Genomic DNA, 19,423 nt, shown 5'->3' on the forward strand with positions numbered 1-19,423 from the left:
TACTGCCAATGGTGGGAGAGTAGGTCGTCGCCTTTCTTTATACAGAAACCCAATCTTATATAAGATTGGGTTTTTTTTGTTTATAATACTTGCTAATTTTTTTGACTTCTTAATCTAAATCTGGTTAACTAGCTTATATTTTGTGAAAACTTAATTTAAACTAGGCACTCAATAAATCCCCTTTACCTTTGGTAGGTAAAACATCCTTTTCTGATAGATATTTATTAACCTCTTTGGCTGCTTCCCTTCCTTCGGAGATTGCCCAGACAATTAAGGATTGTCCTCGTCGCATATCACCCGCTGTAAATATTTTTGGTACATTTGTTTGGTATTTACCATACTCAGTTTTATAATTAGAACGAACATTTGTTTCTACACCTAATTTATCTGCAAGTGTACTTTCCGGACCTGTAAAACCTAGGGCTAATAATGCTAAGTCACAGGGCCATATTTTTTCTGTACCTTCAATTTCTATTAATTTAGGACGTTCACCAGGAATCATTTTCCATTTTACATTTATTGTTTTTAAAGCAGTTAATTTTCCGTTTTTATCTTTAATAAACTCTTTTGTATTTATTAACCAATTACGTTCAACTCCTTCTTTATGTGAAGTAGAAGTTTTTAATTGTAAAGGCCAATAAGGCCAAGGGGTTTTTGGAGAACGATGTTCAGGTGGTTTTGGCATAATTTCAAAATTAATTATCGATTTTGCTCCATGTCGGTTAGAGGTTCCAATACAATCTGAACCTGTATCTCCACCACCAATAACAATTACATTTTTATCCGTAGCCATTACTTGATCTTTAATTTCTTGACCAAATACTACTTTTGTTTGTTGGGTTAAGAAATCCATTGCTTGTACCACGCCATCAGCATCAATACCTGGAGTTGGTAAACTTCTTTTTTCTGTAGCACCACCACAAAGTACTATAGAATCAAATGAATCTAAATGTTCAACATGAAAGTTAACACCTACATTTACGTTGGTTTTAAAAGTTATCCCTTCTGCTTCTAAAATAGCAACACGACGATCTATAATTCCTTTTTCCATTTTGAAATTAGGAATTCCATAACGTAATAATCCACCGATAGCATCATCTCTTTCAAAAACTGTAATTGTATGACCAGCTCTGTTTAATTGTTGTGCCGTGGCTAAACCAGCAGGACCAGAACCTATCACAGCAACTGACTTTCCTGTTCTTTGAATTGGTGGGTTAGGAAGTATCCATCCTTCAGAAAATCCTTTTTCAATAATATATTTTTCTATATTCTCTATAGAAACAGGTTCATTTATTATACCTAATACACATGCTTTTTCACAAGGAGCTGGACAAAGTCTTCCTGTGAATTCTGGAAAATTATTGGTAGCATGTAGAATATCTAACGCTTTTTTCCATTCACCTTTATGCACCATCTCATTAAAATCAGGTATTAGATTGCCTAATGGACAACCACTGTGACAAAATGGTACACCACAACTCATACAACGTGCCCCTTGATTTTTTAGGGAATCATTTTTTAAAGGAATAGTAAATTCTTGAAAATTTTTTATACGTTCTTTTACAGGTGTTGTTGATTCGTTTTCTCTTTTATGTATTTTGAACCCTTCTATTTGTCCCATATCTTAAACTGTTAATTGTTGTACTTGATTTTCTGATTGTAAATTTTCTAATGCTTTTTTATAATCAGTAGGAAAAACTTTTATAAAATTAGTAGATTCATGAGCCCAATTATTTAATAATTTATTTGCTAACTTGCTTTGAGTATAAGTAGCATGCTTTTGTATTAGCTCTTCTAATTCTTCTACATCATAATGCATTAAAGTCTCTAATTCAACCATTTCTAAATTGCATAAGGTTTTTGAGAACTGTTTATTTTTATCATAAACATAAGCAATTCCTCCACTCATTCCTGCTGCAAAATTTTTCCCCGTTTTTCCTAATACTACTATTTTTCCACCAGTCATGTATTCACAACCATGATCTCCAACACCTTCAACAACGGCAGTAACTCCAGAGTTACGAACAGCAAAGCGTTCGCCAGCAATTCCATTAATATAAGCTTCACCGCTTACTGCTCCATAAAAACTAACATTACCTGTAATTATATTTTCTTCTGCAACGAAAGTTGCTTTTTGAGGTTTTTTTATAATTATTTTTGCTCCAGATAATCCTTTTCCTAGGTAATCATTAGTTTCTCCTTCAACAATTAAGGTTAGTCCCTTTGTGGCAAAAGCACCGAAACTTTGTCCTGCAGATCCTTTGAAATTTAATTTAATGGTATCGTCTGGAAGACCATTAATACCGTGAACCTTAGAAATTTCATTTGAGGTTATGGCTCCAACGGCTCGATCTGTATTTTTTATTTTATAATTACGACTGGTCGATTTTTTATTTTGAATTGCATTTTTAACGTCAGAACAAATTTTTATATCTAAGACATTAATTAATTGATGGTCTTGTTTCTCTGTATTGTGTAATATTTTTTCTTCTTCTTTTGTTTGATATAGTATAGCAGACAAATCAATAGATTTAGCTTTATAATGATTTATGGCTTTATTAGCACTGATTTTATGTACTTGGCCAACCATTTCTTTAACGGTTCTAAACCCTAATTGTGCCATTATTTCTCGAAGTTCTTCAGCTACGAAATACATAAAATTGATAACATTTTCAGGCGTACCTTTAAAGTTTTTACGTAATTCAGGATCTTGAGTAGCAATACCTACAGGACATGTGTTTAAATGACATGCACGCATCATAATACAACCAGAGGCAACCAAAGGAGCAGTAGCAAAACCAAATTCTTCAGCACCTAATAGTGCGGCAATAGCAACATCTCTACCTGTTTTTAATTGTCCGTCACATTCTAAAACGACCCTACTTCTTAAATTGTTAAGGACCAAAGTTTGTTGAGCTTCTGCAAGACCTAATTCCCACGGCAGCCCCGCATGTTTTAAAGAGGTGAGAGGGGAAGCACCTGTTCCTCCATCAAAACCAGAGATAAGAATTACATCTGCTTTGGCTTTTGCCACACCTGCAGCGATAGTACCCACACCAACTTTTGATACGAGTTTCACATTTATCCGAGCTTTACGATTGGCATTTTTTAAATCAAAAATTAGTTGAGCTAAGTCTTCAATAGAATAAATATCATGATGGGGAGGAGGAGAGATTAAGCCAACGTAAGGAGTTGAATTTCTAACTTCAGCAATCCAAGGAAGTACTTTTTCACCAGGTAACTGTCCGCCTTCTCCTGGTTTAGCTCCTTGTGCCATTTTAATCTGTATTTCTTTAGCATTCGTTAGATAGTTACTTGTTACCCCAAATCTACCAGATGCTACTTGCTTGATTGCACTATTTTTAGAATCTCCGTTTGGAAGTTTTTTAAATCTATTTAGATCTTCACCACCTTCTCCTGAATTACTTTTACCTCCAATCCGGTTCATTGCAATTGCTAAATTTTCATGAGCCTCTTTACTAATAGAACCGTAGGACATTGCGCCTGTTTTAAAACGTTTTACAATTTCTGTCCAAGGCTCTACTTCATCGATAGAAATAGGGTCGAGATTATTAAATTCAAATAAACCTCTAATAGTCATTAAATTTTCACTTTGCTCATTAATTAGTTTAGAATAAGTAGCATAACTTTCTTTACTTTTTGTATTAACTGCCTGTTGAAGTTTTGCAATAGAATTTGGATTAAACATATGTTTTTCTTCATTTCTTCTCCACCTATACTCTCCTCCAATAGGAAGTTGTAAATTACCATCAATTTTTATACTAGGGAAAGCATTATTATGGCGTTTAAAAATATCTTTTTCTATAACATATAAACCGATTCCGCCAATACGAGAAGGAGTATTTGGAAAATATTTATTAGTAAAAGATTTTTTTAAACCCAAAATTTCAAAAATTTGAGAAGCCCTATAAGAATGGAGTGTAGAAATTCCGATTTTATTCATAATCTTTAAAATTCCTTTACCAATAGCGGTATTGAAATTTTCCACAGCTTCTTCCTTATTGATGTTTTTTATATTTCCTTCTTTTACTTCACTTCTTATAATTTCATTTACTAGATAAGGATTAATAGCGCTAGCTCCATAGCCAAATAAAGTAGCGAAATGATGAGGCTCTCTTGCTTCCGCAGTTTCAATAACAATACCGAATTTTGAGCGTTTTCCTTTCTTATTTAAAGAATGATGCAGGTATGAGCAAGCTAATAAAGCTGGTATAGGAGCATTTTGAGCATCAACACCTCTATCTGACAGAATAATAATATTTGTATTGTTGTTGATTACTTTTTCAGCTTTGATTAATATATTATCCAATGCTCTTTCTAATGCGTTAACTCCTTTTTCAAATTCGTATAAAATTGGAATAGAAACCGCTTTAAAATCGGGATGATTTATATTTTTAATTTTATCTAAGTCATTATTTGAGATTACAGGATTTTGGATACGTAATTTTTTAGCTTGTTCAGGAATAATATCAAAGATATTTCTGTCTCCTCCTATCGCTAGACTTATATCGGTGATTATTTCCTCTCTAATTCCGTCTAAAGGAGGGTTGGTAACCTGTGCAAATAATTGCTTAAAATAGTTGTAAAGTAATTGAGGTTTATCTGATAAAACTGCCAAAGGAGTATCTGTTCCCATAGAACCAATAGCTTCTTTTGCCTTTGTAGCCATAGGAGTAATTATCGTTGAAATATCTTCAGAAGTATACCCAAAAACATTTAGTCTTGTTGTATAATCAGTTTGTTCGGTTGGAGTAAGATTATTTGTGTATGGAACTTTGGCTAATGGTAAAGTATGCTCTTTTACCCAAGCTTTATAAGGATGCTTAGAAATGATTTTATCTTTTACTTCTTGGTCTTCAATTATGCGACCTTTAATCATATCAACCAAAAATATTTTTCCTGGTTCTAATCTACCATGTTTTACTACATTTTCTGGAGCAATTTCAATAACACCAATTTCTGAAGACATAATGACATATCCATCTTTTGTAACTGTATACCTTGATGGGCGTAAACCATTTCTATCCAATAAAGCTCCTATGTAATTACCATCTGTAAAAGGTATAGAAGCGGGACCATCCCAAGGTTCCATAATACATGAATGGTATTCGTAAAAAGCTTTTTTATCAGCAGGCATTGAAATATCTTTTTCCCAAGCTTCAGGAACCATAATCATTAAAACTTCGGGTAAAGACCTTCCTGTTAATAATAATAATTCAACGACCATATCCATAGAAGCCGAATCAGACTTTCCCTCTAATACAATAGGAAATAACTTTTTAAGGGTATCATTATCAAATAAATCACTTTTAATCAATTCTTCACGAGCACGCATTCTACTAATGTTTCCTTTAAGCGTATTAATTTCTCCATTGTGGCACATATAACGAAAAGGCTGAGCTAAATCCCAAGAAGGAAAGGTGTTGGTAGAAAAACGTTGATGCACTAAGGCTAAACGTGTAACTACATCTGATTGATGTAAATCCGTATAATATCTACCGATGTCTTCTGGAACCAAAAGGCCTTTATAAATTATGGTAGTAGTTGACAAACTAGAGAAATAAAAATATTTTTTTTCAGAGAGCTTAGATTTTTCTATTTGATGTTCTGCTATTTTTCTGGCAGCATAGAGTTTTGCATTAAATTGTAAATTTGTTAAAGTAGTATCTTTTTTAGTAATAAATAACTGGTAAATATTTGGTTCTGATTTTGCTGCTATTTTACCTAAATAAGAGGTGTTAACAGGAACTCTTCTCCAACCTAAAACCTGTAAATCTTGTTTTGCTAGTTCTGTTTCTAATTTTTCTTTACAATATTCAAACTGATTTCTACTTTTAGGTAAAAACAGCATCCCTACAGCATATTCAGAAGGTTTAGGTAAGTTAAAAGAACAAACACGTTTAAAATAATTATGAGGAATATCGATTAAAATACCAGCTCCATCTCCCGTTTTTCCATCAGATCCCACAGCACCTCTATGTTCTAGTTTTACTAAAATTTCTAGAGCATCATGTATAATACTATGTGATTTTTTTCCATGTAGGTTACATATAAAACCAGCACCACAATTAGCGGTTTCAAATTCTTTTAAATAGAGTCCTTTAGAGTTCATTTTTATTGTGTTTTTTTTAATAAAAAGCTCAATAAGTTATGATTTCTTTATTGAAATAAAAAATTATACATTAAAAATATAATTAATTTAATTATTTGATTTTTTTTTATCAATAGTTGAATTTATCAAGAAAATATTATGTATTTGATATTTTTTCACTTAGGCTTTTTATTCAAAACGATAAAATAATTTAATGAATTTGGGTTTTATTCCTTATAATTTAAATACGAAAGTTGGCTAAATAGCTTAATATTAATTGTATAAAATATTTTAATAAAGGTATATAAGATGTAATTGTTAATATTATCTAAAAAAAACAGTGATGTAGAAAATTTTCTACATCACTGTTATATTTATGAAAAAAAATAGATTAATTACTATCAAATCTATCAAGATTCATAATTTTTTCCCAAGCATTAATAAAATCGCTGATAAATTTTTCTTTAGCATCTTCACTACCATAAACTTCAGCTAAAGCACGTAATTCAGAATTAGAGCCAAAAATTAAATCAGCTCTTGTTGCTGTCCACACAATTTCGTTGGTTTTTCTGTCTTTAATATTAAACTTATTTTTATTTTCAGAAATAGCTTCCCATTTATATTTCATATCTAACAAATTTACAAAGAAGTCATTTGTTAATACTTCAGGATTATGGGTAAGTATGCCAGTGTTAGAACCATCAAAATTAGCATTTAGGGCTCTCATTCCACCAACTAACACAGTCATTTCAGGAGCAGATAAGGTTAATAGTTGAGCTTTGTCTACTAATAATTGTTCTGCAGTTAATGTATAATCAGTTTTCTGGTAATTTTTAAAACCATCTGCCATTGGCTCTAAATAAGCCATCCCTTCAACATCAGTCTGTTCTTGTGTAGCATCCATTCTTCCAGGAGTAAAAGGTACATTAACTTTAAAACCAGCTTTTAAAGCAGCATCTTCAATAGCAGTCCCACCACCTAAAACAATTAAATCTGCGATAGAAACTTTTTTATTTGAAGATTTATTGTTGAATTCTTTCTGGATATTTTCGTAGACAGCTAATACCTTTTTTAGTTGTGTTGGATTATTAGATTCCCAATTAACTTGAGGTTCTAATCTAATTCTCGCACCATTAGCACCTCCTCTTCTGTCAGAATTTCTATAAGTTGCAGCAGATGACCATGCTGTAGAAACTAATTCACCTTTTGATAAGCCAGATTTTAAAATTTGTTTTTTTAAAGTTTGAATATCATTAGTATTAATAACGGTAGATTTAGCCAAAGGAATAGGATCTTGCCAAATAAACTCTTCTTTAGGTATTTCTGGTCCTAAATAGGTTGACTTTGGTCCCATATCTCTATGCGTTAACTTAAACCAAGCTTTTGCGAATGCTTTGTCAAATTCTTCTGGGTTTTCATAAAATCTACGAGAAATTTTTTCATAAGATGGATCTTTAATTAAAGCAAGATCTGTAGTTAACATTGTTGGAGCATGAAATTTAGTTTTATCAAATGGGTCTGGAAACTTAATAATTGAATTTTTGGCTTTCCATTGATGTGCTCCTGCTGGACTTTTAGTAAGTTCCCATTCGTTTTCAAATAAATTTTTAAAAAAACCTTGGCTCCATGTTGCTGGAGTTACGGTCCAAATAACTTCTAAGCCAGAAGTTATAGCGTCTTCACCTTTACCACTTTTATAGTTACTTTTCCAGCCTAAACCTTGTTCTTCAATACCTGCCCCTTCAGGAGAAGCTTCTAAATGCTCTCCACTTGCCTTACCATGGGTTTTACCTAAGGTGTGTCCTCCAGCAATTAAAGCAACCGTTTCTTCATCGTTCATACCCATTCTACCAAAACTAATACGAATGTCTTTGGCAGATGCTATTGGGTCAGGGTTTCCATTTGGACCTTCTGGGTTTACATAAATTAATCCCATTTGAACAGCTGCTAATGGTTTTTCTAACTCGCCATCTTCAGCATATCGTTCTTTATTACCAAGCCATTCTTTTTCAGCACCCCAATATACATTTGTGGCAGGTTCCCATACATCTTCTCTACCACCAGCAAAACCAATGGTTTTAAAACCAGCTTCTTCTAGCGAAACATTCCCAGCTAAAATCATTAAATCTGCCCAAGAAATTTTTTGTCCATATTTTTGCTTTATAGGCCAAAGTAATCTTCTAGCTTTATCTAAGTTAGCATTATCTGGCCAGCTATTTTGAGGCGCAAAACGTTGTTGCCCTTCTCTTGTACCACCTCTACCATCTCCCGTTCTGTAAGTACCAGCACTGTGCCACGCCATACGAATGAAAAGACCTCCGTAAGTTCCATAATCTGCTGGCCACCAATCTTTAGATTCTTTTAAGGTGTGAGCGATGTCTTTTTTTAAAGCATAGTAATCTAAACTTTCGAATTCTTTTTTATAATCAAATTCTTCACCTAAAGGGTTAGATAATAATGAATGCTGACGAAGAACACTAAGGTCTAACTGATTTGGCCACCAATTTTTATTTGTGTTTCCTTCACTTTTTAAAGTTTGACCTGTTGTTGGCTTTTTGTCAAAACCAAAAGGGCATCCTCCTTTTTCTTTCATTTCTTGCTTGTTTTCAGAACTATTGCAAGAGATAAATAAAAGAACTAATAACCCACTGAGTAATTGTAATTTCATGTTAATTCTTAATTTGTTAATTAATGCAAAGAACGTTTAACATTTTTATTTATAAAAACGATATATTTGAACTTAATATCTACAGTATAGATATTAATTTGTAATATTTTAATAATGAACATACAACAGTTTCAATATGTGTTAGCAGTTGTTGATTTAAAAAATTTTGAAGCAGCTGCAGAAAAGTGTTTTGTAACACAATCTACTTTAAGTACAATGATTGGTAGGTTTGAAGATGAAATGGAAATAAAAATTTTTAATAGAAAAACAAAACCTGTTTCAATTACAGCAGAAGGAGAGGAGCTTATTAAGAGGTTGCGAATTATTTTAAATGAAATAGATTCTTTAAAAAATCTGGTTCAGGAACTTAAAGGAGAAATGGTAGGTGAGTTAAAAATAGGGATTATTCCAACTATTGCACCCTATTTGTTACCACTGTTTCTTACCAATTTTGCAAGTGTTTTTCCAAAAGTTAAGATGATAATTAAAGAAATGACTACTTCAGAAATTCAGAAAAGTTTAAAAATTAGAACCATAGATGTTGGTGTATTAGCATTACCTTTAGAAGATGACGATTTAAATGAGTTTAATTTATACTCAGAACCTTTTTTATTGTATGATTGTTCTGATGAAATATTAAATACAAAAGTATCTATTAATAAGTTAGACTATTCAAAATTATGCCTTTTACAAAAAGGACATTGTTTAAGAACACAGGTTCAGAGAATATGTGATTTGTCTAACAAGTTTTCTAAAACAGATGTAAATTTTGAGTTTGAATCTGGCTCTATGGATAGTTTATTAAGAATTACGGAAGCAAGAAAAGGAATGACAATTTTACCTTATTTAGCTTCAATTAATTTAACTGATGAAACAGCTAAAAAAATTGTTGAATTTGAATCACCGGTTCCTGTTAGGCAAGTTGGTTTAATTACCTACAAGTTTTTTGTTAAAAAGAAATTGTTAAATAAATTAATAGAAGTAATACAAAACTCCGTATCTGATTATATTCCAAAAACAGATGATTATAGGGTTTTAAAGCCTATATAATCTTCTTAGTTTTGCTGTATGAGTTATCAATTTTCGTATTTAGTTAGATTTCAATATTTAGGTTTTCGTTTACATGGTTGGCAAAAGCAACCTAATTTAAAAACGGTTCATTTTTTTGTAGACAAAACTTTAAAGTTTGTTTGCAAAGGAATCCGTTTTAAAACGGTAGGAGTTGGAAGAACAGACGCTAAAGTTTCTTCTATAGATTATTATTATCAGTTGTTTATTGATAAAGAATTAGACGAGGATTTTTTTGTTAAAGATTTTAATGTTAATTCCCCTTCGGATATCAGAGTTCTTTCTCTGGAGAGAATTATAGATGATGATTTTAATATTATTCAGCAACCAAAAATTAAAGAATACAGATATTATTTTTCTTTCGGCGAAAAAAACCATCCGTATTGTGCTGCATTGCTAACGGGATATTTAGACGAATTAAATATTGAATTGATGCAAGAAGCAGCAGAATTATTTAAAGGAACTCATAATTTTAAGCGGTATTGTACTAAGCCTTCCGCAGAAACAAAAATAGTTAGAGTTATCGAAGAATGTAAAATTGAAGTTAATATGGAATTATCAGCTTCGTTTTTTCCAGAGAAAAGTTATGTATTAATTATAAGGGGAGAAGGGTTTTTAAGAAATCAAATTAGATTAATTATGGGATCTCTAGCAGAACTTGGAAAAGGTAATTATGATTTGGATTTTATAAAAGATAGTTTAAATCCTGAAAGTGATATTGATTTTTTAAAAACCATTGCACCGGCTTCAGGATTACATTTATACAAGATTGAATTTAAGAAAGATTAAACTTCCTTTTTTATTTTTACAAGATAGACTTTACCTGTTTTAGAACTTCTCGTTTTAGGGTTTAAGAATTTTAAATTAAGTCGTGTCACTCTAAAATTTTCAGCCTCTATTTTCTCAGTAATAATGAATTCTTGTTTTTTAAGATTTTCAATATCATTTTTCTTTTTTGTAAAAAGCCAAATTTCATCCTTTATATCTTTTATTTCATCAGTAGAGATCCAAGGAATATTTTTTTTAGTATAAAAGTCTAAGCTCCAAGAATAATTGTTTTCATAAATATAAATATCATCAATATTGATGTTTTTTTCTTTTATAATTTTAGCAATATTCATTCCCCCTTGATATTGTAATAGTTTAGGGTAAAAATATGAGTTGAGTACTACATTAACAAAAATCATTAAAAGAACGGAATTCACTAGTATTTTATTTGAAATCTCTTCCTTTTTAACAAGAGTTAAAATTAATATTATAAAGCTTAACAAGGCCAATATTACTGTAAGTATAGTTGGTGTGTTAAATGTGAAAAATAAAATTAAAAAAGAAGCAATTGCAAGAACTAAAACGAAGAAGTACACAAAACCTAAGAAAACTTTTAAGGTTTTTTGTTTACCATCTACATTTAAGTTATACAAGACTCCTGCGGTAAAAATTGATAAAGACGGAATTAATGGATTTAAATAGTGAGGTAATTTAAATTTAGAAAAACTTATTATTACAAGAATTATTAAGATTCCTCCTATGGTTAAAAATTCAACTCCTTTTGTTTTTTTAAAGCCATTTTTTACCCATTTTTTAATTTGGTAAAATAATCCAAAATACATTAAAAATGCCCAAGGTAAAAATACCCAAAGAAGAGAATGGAAGAAGAAAGCATAATCGGGACTGTTTTGTTTAAACCCACTTGCAGTAGCCCTATTAACGTTTTGTTTCCATAAAATAAATTCAACTCCATCCCAACCAAATTGAACATAATACGCATATAGAATAGGAGTGATGGAAAGAAAAAATACAACAAAAGCAATTAATATTTTGTAAGAAAAGATAAAAGAAAACTTTTTATTATAAATAATATGTGCAAATAAAGAAAAGCAAATGATTGCAACACCATAAAAACCTTTAGTAGAAAAAGCTATTCCCATAGCAACAGCTCCTAAAATAATTGGAAGTGTTTTTTTAGTCAAAAGATATTCAAAAAATTGCCATATAGAAAATATTACAGCACCTGTTAAAACAGCATCTGTTCTTACATCATGATTAGCTAAAATTATAGATTGACTTGTTAAAAAGATTAATGATCCATAATGAGCAATGCTTTTATCATATAATTTTTTAGTTAAATGATAAGTTGAAATAGCGCCTAAAACGGTAAATAATATAGCTGGCAATCTATATGCCCACTCTTGTAAACCAAAAATTTTATATGAAATAGCAGCCAACCAAAAATGCATATGAGGTTTATCTAAATATGGATTTGGACCTTTATAAAACTCAAATAAATTATCATTTAGGTACATTCTCATAGCCATTACAGCATGTTGAGCAGAATCATTTTCCATCAGAGGAATAAATAATCCGATAGCATAAACAATGGCAATAAGTATGTATAAATATTTGATATTTTTCTTTTTATAGAAGAAGTCCATGAGTTAATTTTTATGTTTGGTTGCCTACTAACTTCAATTTAGTATTTAAAAATAGAAGTCCAATTAATGAAATTATTGCAGTAATTATATTAAATGAAAGCCCAATACTCGCAGAAATAGTTTGTTTAACTGATAAAAAAGTTGAAGCTTTTAAAAACACATATTCTCTAGCTCCAAAACCAGCAAACGAAATTACTGATGATATGGATGAAACTAGAAAGGTAAAACAATAATTTAGGTAATTAACGACATCAAGATTAAAAGCTATAATAATACAGATTATACTAGCTATTTGTAACAATTGAATGATTAAAGAATAAATAAAGCTTTTAGTATATATTGAGTCTATACTTTTAAAAAAACGATTTAAAATCAACTTTGTTATAAAGAAGAAAATTATTGATAATGTCAAACCAACTAAAAGCATTACAATACGAGGAGAAAAAATGTACACTCCAACAAAAAGTAATAAACAAATAATTGCCAACAGACCAATTAGTCTATCATAAAAAATAGATTTGGTTACATCTTTCACATTCCAACTAAATTGTTTGTTTAAAACAAAGACTTTATAAGCATCACCACCAATACCACCAGGAATAAAAAAATTATAGAACATTCCAACAAAGTATAACTTTAAATTGCTCAGATGATCTATGTGAAAATTATTTTGATGAAAAATATAATTTAATCTTAAAGATGATATTAACTGAGAAAAAACAAAAAATAGAATTCCTAATGCAATGATAAAAGGATTTGATTTTTTAAATAAATCAATAATCTGACTTAAATCAATTTTTGTGTAAACAAAGTATAAGAGTAAAAGACTTATACTAATTTTAGCAAAAGTTTTAAACTGCTTTTTATTCACTTAAATGAATTTTTCTAATTGCATATGGTCTTTTTTTCTGAGACTCATAATAAGTTCTCATCAGTAAATCGGCAATAATACCAACGGTAAAAAATTGCAAACTAATTATTATAGATATTACACCAAATATAAGCAAAGGCCTACCCCAGATATCTTGCCCTAAAAGTTTTAATGCAAATAAGTACAAGTTTATTAATAATCCTGCGACTAAAAAGAACAAGCCAAAATTACCAAATAAGTGTATGGGTCTTTGTAAATACTTACGTTGAAAAATTATTAAAATAATATCATTAATAACTTTAATTGTTCTACCCAAACCATATTTAGATTGTCCAAATTGTCTTGGGTGATGTTTTACAGGAACTTGAGTAATTCTTGCTCCGTTTAAATGTGCTAACAGATTTATAAAACGGTGCATTTCGCCATATAAATTTAAATCTTTAGCAATATCTCTCGTAAATACTTTTATGGCACAGCCTTGATCTTTTAGATCTAAGCGAGTAGCTTTACGAATTAAAAAGTTTGCTATTTTAGAAGGAAAAGTTCTTATAAAAGAATCTTTTCTTTTTGCTCTAATACCCGTAACAACATCCCAATCTTCGCTCTTAGCTTTCTCCAACATATGCTCAATATCAGAAGGATCGTTTTGCATATCTCCATCAAGAGTAACAATATAATCTCCTTTAGCATAATCAAAACCAGCAGCAAGCGCTAAACTTTGTCCATAATTTTTACGTAATTCAATAAGAACAACTCTGGGGTTGTTCATCTTATTGATGTTTATTTTGGTATTATCAGTAGAAAAATCATCCACATAGATTATTTCATAATCAAAGCCTTCTAAACTTTCGTCAATTTTTTGAGTTAAAGGGGTTACATTGTCTTCTTCGTTATATACTGGAATTACAATAGAAATTAATCCGAACGAGTTTTTATTAAATTGCATAAGAAATATATATTGAAGCAAAAATACTAATTATTGTATATGGTAGACCTTATTAAAAATAAAAAGTCCACTATTATTAAAAATAATGGACTTTTAGGATGTTATCAGTTATTTCAACCTAACCTTTTATTAAACTACGAGAAATAACAATTTTTTGAATTTCTGAAGTTCCTTCGTATATTTGAGTAATTTTTGCATCACGCATTAAACGCTCTACATGGTATTCTTTAACGAAACCGTTTCCACCGTGAATTTGAACAGCTTCCACAGTATGTTCCATCGCTACTTTAGATGCGTATAATTTAGCCATTGCACTAGATTGATCGTAGTTGTTACCTTGATCTTTATCCCAAGCCGCTTTCATTACTAAATGACGTGCTGCCGAAATTTCTGTGTACATATCTGCTAATTTAAAAGCAATAGCTTGATGATTACAAATCTCGGTACCAAAAGCCTTACGCTCTTTAGAATATTTTAAAGCCAATTCATAAGCTCCAGATGCAATACCTAAAGCTTGTGCAGCAATACCGATACGACCTCCAGATAATGTTTTCATGGCAAACTTAAATCCGAAACCATCTTCACCAATACGATTTTCTTTAGGAACTTTCACATCGTTAAATTGTAACGTGTGCGTGTCAGAACCACGAATTCCTAATTTATCTTCTTTTGGACCAACGTGGAAACCTTCCATGCCTTTTTCAACAATAAAAGCGTTGATTCCTCTGTGTCCTTTAGCTCTATCAGTTTGTGCAATTACTAAATAAATACCTGCACGACCACCGTTAGTAATCCAGTTTTTTGTTCCGTTTAATAAATAGTAATCTCCTTTATCTTCTGCAGTTGTAGCTTGAGAAGTAGCATCAGATCCAGCCTCTGGCTCACTTAAACAAAAAGCACCAATTTGTTCGCCAGTTGCTAATTTTGTTAAGTATTTTTGTTTTTGTTCTTCGTTTCCGTAAGCTTCTAAACCATAGCAAACTAATGAGTTGTTTACAGAAACCATTACAGAAGCAGAAGCATCTATTTTAGATAATTCTTCCATAATTAATACGTAAGAAATAGCATCCATTCCACTTCCTCCATATTTCGGGTCAACCATAATTCCCATAAAACCAAGGTCTCCCATTTTACGAACTAATTCGTTAGGAAATTCTTGTTTATTGTCTCTTTCTATAACCCCAGGTAACAATTCGTTTTGAGCAAAATCACGTGCTGCATCACGAATCATTAAATGTTCTTCTGTAAGATTAAAATCCATCTATATAATTTTTGTTAAATTCGTAAAAAATGTGCCCAAATATACTTCTTTAATAACAAATTTTCAACAGTGTTTTAGTAATTTTACAGTATGAAGAATGAATTAATTTATGTGATTGGGTTGATGTCTGGGACATCACTAGATGGTATCGATTTAGTTTATGTTGAGTTTAACAAGACTAACTATAAAGACTTTAAAATCATATCAGCTAAAACAATCGGGTATTCTGCTGAATGGAAAAGTGATCTTCAAAATGCTATTATTTTTTCGAAAGAAAGAATTAGTGAATTGGATATTGAGTATGGTATTTTATTAGGAGAAACCATTAATAATTTTATTAATGAACTTAATATTGAGAAGGTAAACTTTATAGCTTCTCATGGCCATACGATTTTTCATCAACCAGAAAAAGGAATTACACTTCAAGTAGGAAACGGACAAAAAATAGCAAATATTACCAAGAACAAAGTTATTTGTGATTTTAGAACTCAAGATGTTTTATTAGGTGGGCAAGGAGCTCCGTTGGTTCCAATAGGGGATGAATTACTTTTTTCAGATTATGATTATTGTTTAAACCTCGGTGGATTTGCAAATATTTCATTTAAAAGAGGTAATGAAAGAATAGCTTTTGATATTTGTCCAGTGAACATTGTTATGAATCATTATATGCAAAAATTAGGGTTTGCTTATGATGATGATGGGAAAATAGCTAGCGAAGGAAAAATAAATAATGAATTGTTAGCCGAACTTAATTCTTTAGATTTTTATAAAAAAGAGCCTCCAAAATCGTTAGGTTTAGAATGGGTTAAAAAAGAAATTTTTCCTATAATTAACAATTTAGAGACTGATATACCTACAGTTTTAAGAACATTTGTAGAACATTGTGCTGTACAGATAAGTAGTGTTTTAGAAAAAAATAAATCAATATTAATTACTGGCGGCGGAGCTTTTAATGGTTTTTTAATCCGAAAAATAAAAGAATATTTAGGGTTAGAAATAGAGTTGCCTTCTAAGGAAATAATAGATTTTAAAGAAGCATTGATCTTCGCGTTTTTAGGATTATTAAAAAGTGAAGAAAAAGTAAATTGTTTAAAAAGTGTAACAGGAGCAAAAAAAAATCATTCTTCTGGTGAAATTTTTTATCCAGTTTTTAAAAGCCAATGATTTTTTTACAGTAAGTTTGTAGCAACTACAAATGTTTAAATAATTCATTAAAAACTATAAATAATGACACAACTTTAACTTACATGATATTAGAAAATATATTGGATGAAAGAGAAAGAATAGAGTTAACATTATTATAATATCATGAAAGAATTACTTAAAAAGTACGAGAATAAGCAACCAGAAATTATTTTTAATTGGAAAGATCCTGAAACTGAAGCCGAAGGATGGACTGTGATAAACTCTTTACGTGGTGGAGCAGCTGGTGGTGGAACAAGAATGCGTGAAGGATTAGATATGAATGAAGTTTTATCGTTAGCAAAAACGATGGAAGTAAAATTTACAGTTTCTGGTCCAGCTATAGGTGGCGCAAAATCAGGAATTAACTTTGATCCACAAGACCCAAGAAAAAAAGGCGTTTTAGAGCGTTGGTATAAAGCAGTAGCACCATTACTAAAAAATTACTACGGAACAGGTGGTGATTTAAATGTAGATGAAATTCATGAGGTAATTCCTATGACAGAAGATGTAGGAGTTTGGCATCCTCAAGAAGGTGTTTTTAACGGTCACTTTAAACCCACGGAAGCAGATAAGATTAATAGAATTGGACAATTGCGTCATGGAGTTATAAAGGTTATTGAAAATAAAAATTTCTCACCATCAGTATTAAGAAAATACACAATTGCCGATATGATTACTGGTTATGGTGTTGCAGAAGCTGTTCGTCACTATTATGATATTTACGGAGGAACAGTTGTGGGAAAAAGAGCCATTGTTCAAGGATTTGGTAATGTAGGTTCTGCAGCTGCATATTATTTAGCTCAAATGGGAGCCAAAGTTGTAGGTATAATTGATAGGGTTGGTGGAGTTATTAGTAAAGACGGGTTTACTTTTGAAGAAATTAAGGATCTCTTTTTACATAAAGAAGGTAACACTTTAGTTGCTAAAAACATGATTTCGTTTGAAGAAATAAACGAAAAAATTTGGAATTTACCTTGTGAAATTTTTGCACCTTGTGCAGCATCAAGATTAGTAACGCAAGATCAGATTAACCAAATGATTTCAACAGGGTTAGAAGTAATTTCATGCGGAGCAAATGTGCCTTTTGCTGATAAGGAAATCTTTTTCGGTTCTATTATGGAAGATACTGATAAAAAAGTAAGCTTAATTCCAGATTTTATTTCAAATTGCGGAATGGCTAGAGTATTTGCTTACTTTATGGAACGTCGTGTGGAAATGACTGATGAAGCGATATTTGAAGATACATCTAACACCATAAAAAAAGCATTACAAAGAACTTTTGCGAGAAGCGCATCAAAAACTAAAATTAGCGAGACAGCTTTTGAAATTGCATTGAAAGAGTTAGTTTAAAAATAATAACAATAATAATATATTAAAAACATGTTCAAATATTTTTTAGGAAATACACCGAAATGGTTTAAAATGACCATGATTGGTTTTTTAATTTTTAACGTTTTTTCAATTTTTGTGTTAGGAAAAACAATTACAGCTTGGTTATTTATTGCTGAATTTATTTTTACGTTGGCAATGGCATTAAAATGTTATCCACTTCAGTCTGGAGGGTTATTAGCAATTGAAGCAATTATACTTGGACTAACTACACCAAAAAACGCATACCATGAAGTAGATCAAAACTTGGAAGTAGTATTACTTTTAGTATTTATGGTTGCAGGTATTTACTTTATGAAGCCTTTATTGATGTATATTTTCAGTAAGGTGTTTACTAAAATAAAATCAAAAGTAGTTTTATCATTATTGTTTGTTTTTTTAGCAGCAATATTATCAGCATTTTTAGATGCATTAACAGTAACAGCTGTATTAATTAGTGTTGCTGTTGGTTTTTATGGCGTGTACCATAAAATACATTCTAGTGATGCAGATTATGATGAAAGCGGAACGTTAGATAGAAAGCAGTTAAGTGGAGAAACTTTAGAGCAATTTCGTGGTTTTTTAAGAAGCTTAATTATGCATGGGGTTGTAGGTACTGCACTTGGTGGAGTTTGTACTTTAGTAGGTGAGCCGCAAAACTTATTAATTGGAGAAAGAATGGGGTGGGATTTTATTGAATTTTTCACACATATGGCGCCAATAACAATTCCTGTTTTGGCAGCTGGTTTGTTAACAACTGTTGTCTTAGAGTATACTGGATGGTTTGGTTTTGGGGCAAAATTACCTGAAGTTGCCAGAACCATTATAGAAAGTTATACAGTTGAACAAGATGCCAATCGTTCTGATAAAGAAAAATATGGATTAATTATTCAAGGAGTATCTGCTGTTTTATTAATTATAGGTTTAGCATTGCATTTGGCACCTGTAGGTTTTATTGGTTTAGCCCTAATTATTGTACAAACAGCATTTATGGGTATTATTGAAGAACACCAGTTAGGTCATGCTTTTGAAGAAGCATTACCTTTTACAGGTTTATTAGTAGTGTTCTTTGTAATTGTAGCAATGATTCATGATCAGCATTTATTTAGACCTATAATTCATTGGGCATTACAACAAAATCCAGAAGCTCAACCAGGATTGTTTTATATAGCAAATGGGTTGTTATCAGCTATTAGTGATAATGTTTTTGTAGCAACTGTTTATATTGGGGAAGTACAAGAAGCATTTAAAAGTGGAGCAATTACAAAAGAACATTTTGAAAAATTAGCAATAGCGATTAATACAGGTACAAATTTACCAAGTGTAGCAACGCCAAACGGTCAAGCAGCATTTTTATTCTTATTAACATCATCATTAGCGCCATTAATAAACCTTTCTTATGGGAAAATGGTAAAAATGGCTTTGCCTTATACAATAGTTTTGGGTGGACTAGGCTATATAATGGTTAAATTTGTATTATCGTAAGCGAATTCAATTAAAATATTAAATCCT

Annotated in this window: 12 protein-coding genes; 5 read left to right on the top strand and 7 right to left on the bottom strand. The window is 31.0% G+C overall.

Features of this window, described 5'->3' with window-relative positions:
• Window positions 1–160: 160 nt before the first annotated feature.
• From C7447_RS11535 to katG, 3 genes are all read right to left on the bottom strand, one after another.
• Complete coding sequence (locus C7447_RS11535) at window positions 161–1,621, bottom strand: glutamate synthase subunit beta (RefSeq protein ID WP_148870675.1); 1,461 nt, start codon at window positions 1,619–1,621, stop codon at window positions 161–163.
• 3 nt (window positions 1,622–1,624) lie between these two features.
• Window positions 1,625–6,133, bottom strand: a complete 4,509-nt coding sequence (gene gltB / locus C7447_RS11540; RefSeq protein WP_148870676.1) for a glutamate synthase large subunit — start codon at window positions 6,131–6,133, stop codon at window positions 1,625–1,627.
• Window positions 6,134–6,503: 370 nt separating this feature from the next.
• Window positions 6,504–8,705 carry a catalase/peroxidase HPI gene (katG, locus tag C7447_RS11545; RefSeq protein ID WP_394343762.1) on the bottom strand — a complete coding sequence of 734 codons (2,202 nt, stop codon included), beginning with the start codon at window positions 8,703–8,705 and terminating at the stop codon, window positions 6,504–6,506.
• Between the two features lie 189 nt (window positions 8,706–8,894).
• Here katG and C7447_RS11550 point away from each other — a divergent pair, with 189 nt between their 5' ends.
• Complete coding sequence (locus C7447_RS11550; protein WP_148870678.1) at window positions 8,895–9,830, top strand: hydrogen peroxide-inducible genes activator; 936 nt, start codon at window positions 8,895–8,897, stop codon at window positions 9,828–9,830.
• Between the two features lie 18 nt (window positions 9,831–9,848).
• On the top strand, window positions 9,849–10,637 hold the full coding sequence (locus C7447_RS11555) for a tRNA pseudouridine synthase A (protein WP_148870679.1): 789 nt from the start codon (window positions 9,849–9,851) through the stop codon (window positions 10,635–10,637).
• Here the strand turns inward: C7447_RS11555 and C7447_RS11560 are convergent.
• The 4 genes from C7447_RS11560 to C7447_RS11575 all read right to left on the bottom strand — a co-directional run bounded on the left by C7447_RS11560 (window position 10,634) and on the right by C7447_RS11575 (window position 15,358).
• Complete coding sequence (locus C7447_RS11560; protein ID WP_148870680.1) at window positions 10,634–12,280, bottom strand: ArnT family glycosyltransferase; 1,647 nt, start codon at window positions 12,278–12,280, stop codon at window positions 10,634–10,636. The two genes, C7447_RS11555 and C7447_RS11560, sit on opposite strands and share 4 nt — an antisense overlap.
• A 10-nt stretch (window positions 12,281–12,290) precedes the next feature.
• Window positions 12,291–13,151 carry a lysylphosphatidylglycerol synthase transmembrane domain-containing protein gene (locus C7447_RS11565; RefSeq protein WP_148870681.1) on the bottom strand — a complete coding sequence of 287 codons (861 nt, stop codon included), beginning with the start codon at window positions 13,149–13,151 and terminating at the stop codon, window positions 12,291–12,293.
• Entirely contained in the window at window positions 13,144–14,097 is a 954-nt protein-coding gene (locus C7447_RS11570) for a glycosyltransferase family 2 protein (RefSeq protein WP_148870682.1), read from the bottom strand. The genes C7447_RS11565 and C7447_RS11570 overlap by 8 nt, the downstream gene beginning before the upstream one ends.
• Window positions 14,098–14,215: 118 nt before the next feature.
• On the bottom strand, window positions 14,216–15,358 hold the full coding sequence (locus tag C7447_RS11575; RefSeq protein WP_148870683.1) for an acyl-CoA dehydrogenase: 1,143 nt from the start codon (window positions 15,356–15,358) through the stop codon (window positions 14,216–14,218).
• Window positions 15,359–15,448: 90 nt separating this feature from the next.
• On the opposite strand from C7447_RS11575, the gene C7447_RS11580 reads away from it, so the two are divergent.
• The 3 genes from C7447_RS11580 (at window position 15,449) to nhaB (ending at window position 19,396) form a co-directional block, all read left to right on the top strand.
• Window positions 15,449–16,522 carry an anhydro-N-acetylmuramic acid kinase gene (locus C7447_RS11580; RefSeq protein ID WP_148870684.1) on the top strand — a complete coding sequence of 358 codons (1,074 nt, stop codon included), beginning with the start codon at window positions 15,449–15,451 and terminating at the stop codon, window positions 16,520–16,522.
• A gap of 144 nt (window positions 16,523–16,666) precedes the next feature.
• Window positions 16,667–17,893: a Glu/Leu/Phe/Val dehydrogenase dimerization domain-containing protein gene (locus C7447_RS11585; protein WP_148870685.1), complete on the top strand. Its 1,227-nt coding sequence runs from the start codon at window positions 16,667–16,669 to the stop codon at window positions 17,891–17,893.
• 30 nt (window positions 17,894–17,923) lie between these two features.
• A complete protein-coding gene (gene nhaB / locus C7447_RS11590; RefSeq protein ID WP_148870686.1) occupies window positions 17,924–19,396 on the top strand; it encodes a sodium/proton antiporter NhaB in 1,473 nt (490 codons plus the stop codon).
• Window positions 19,397–19,423: the final 27 nt, after the last annotated feature.

Source organism: Tenacibaculum adriaticum, assembly GCF_008124875.1.
Taxonomy (GTDB): domain Bacteria; phylum Bacteroidota; class Bacteroidia; order Flavobacteriales; family Flavobacteriaceae; genus Polaribacter; species Polaribacter adriaticus.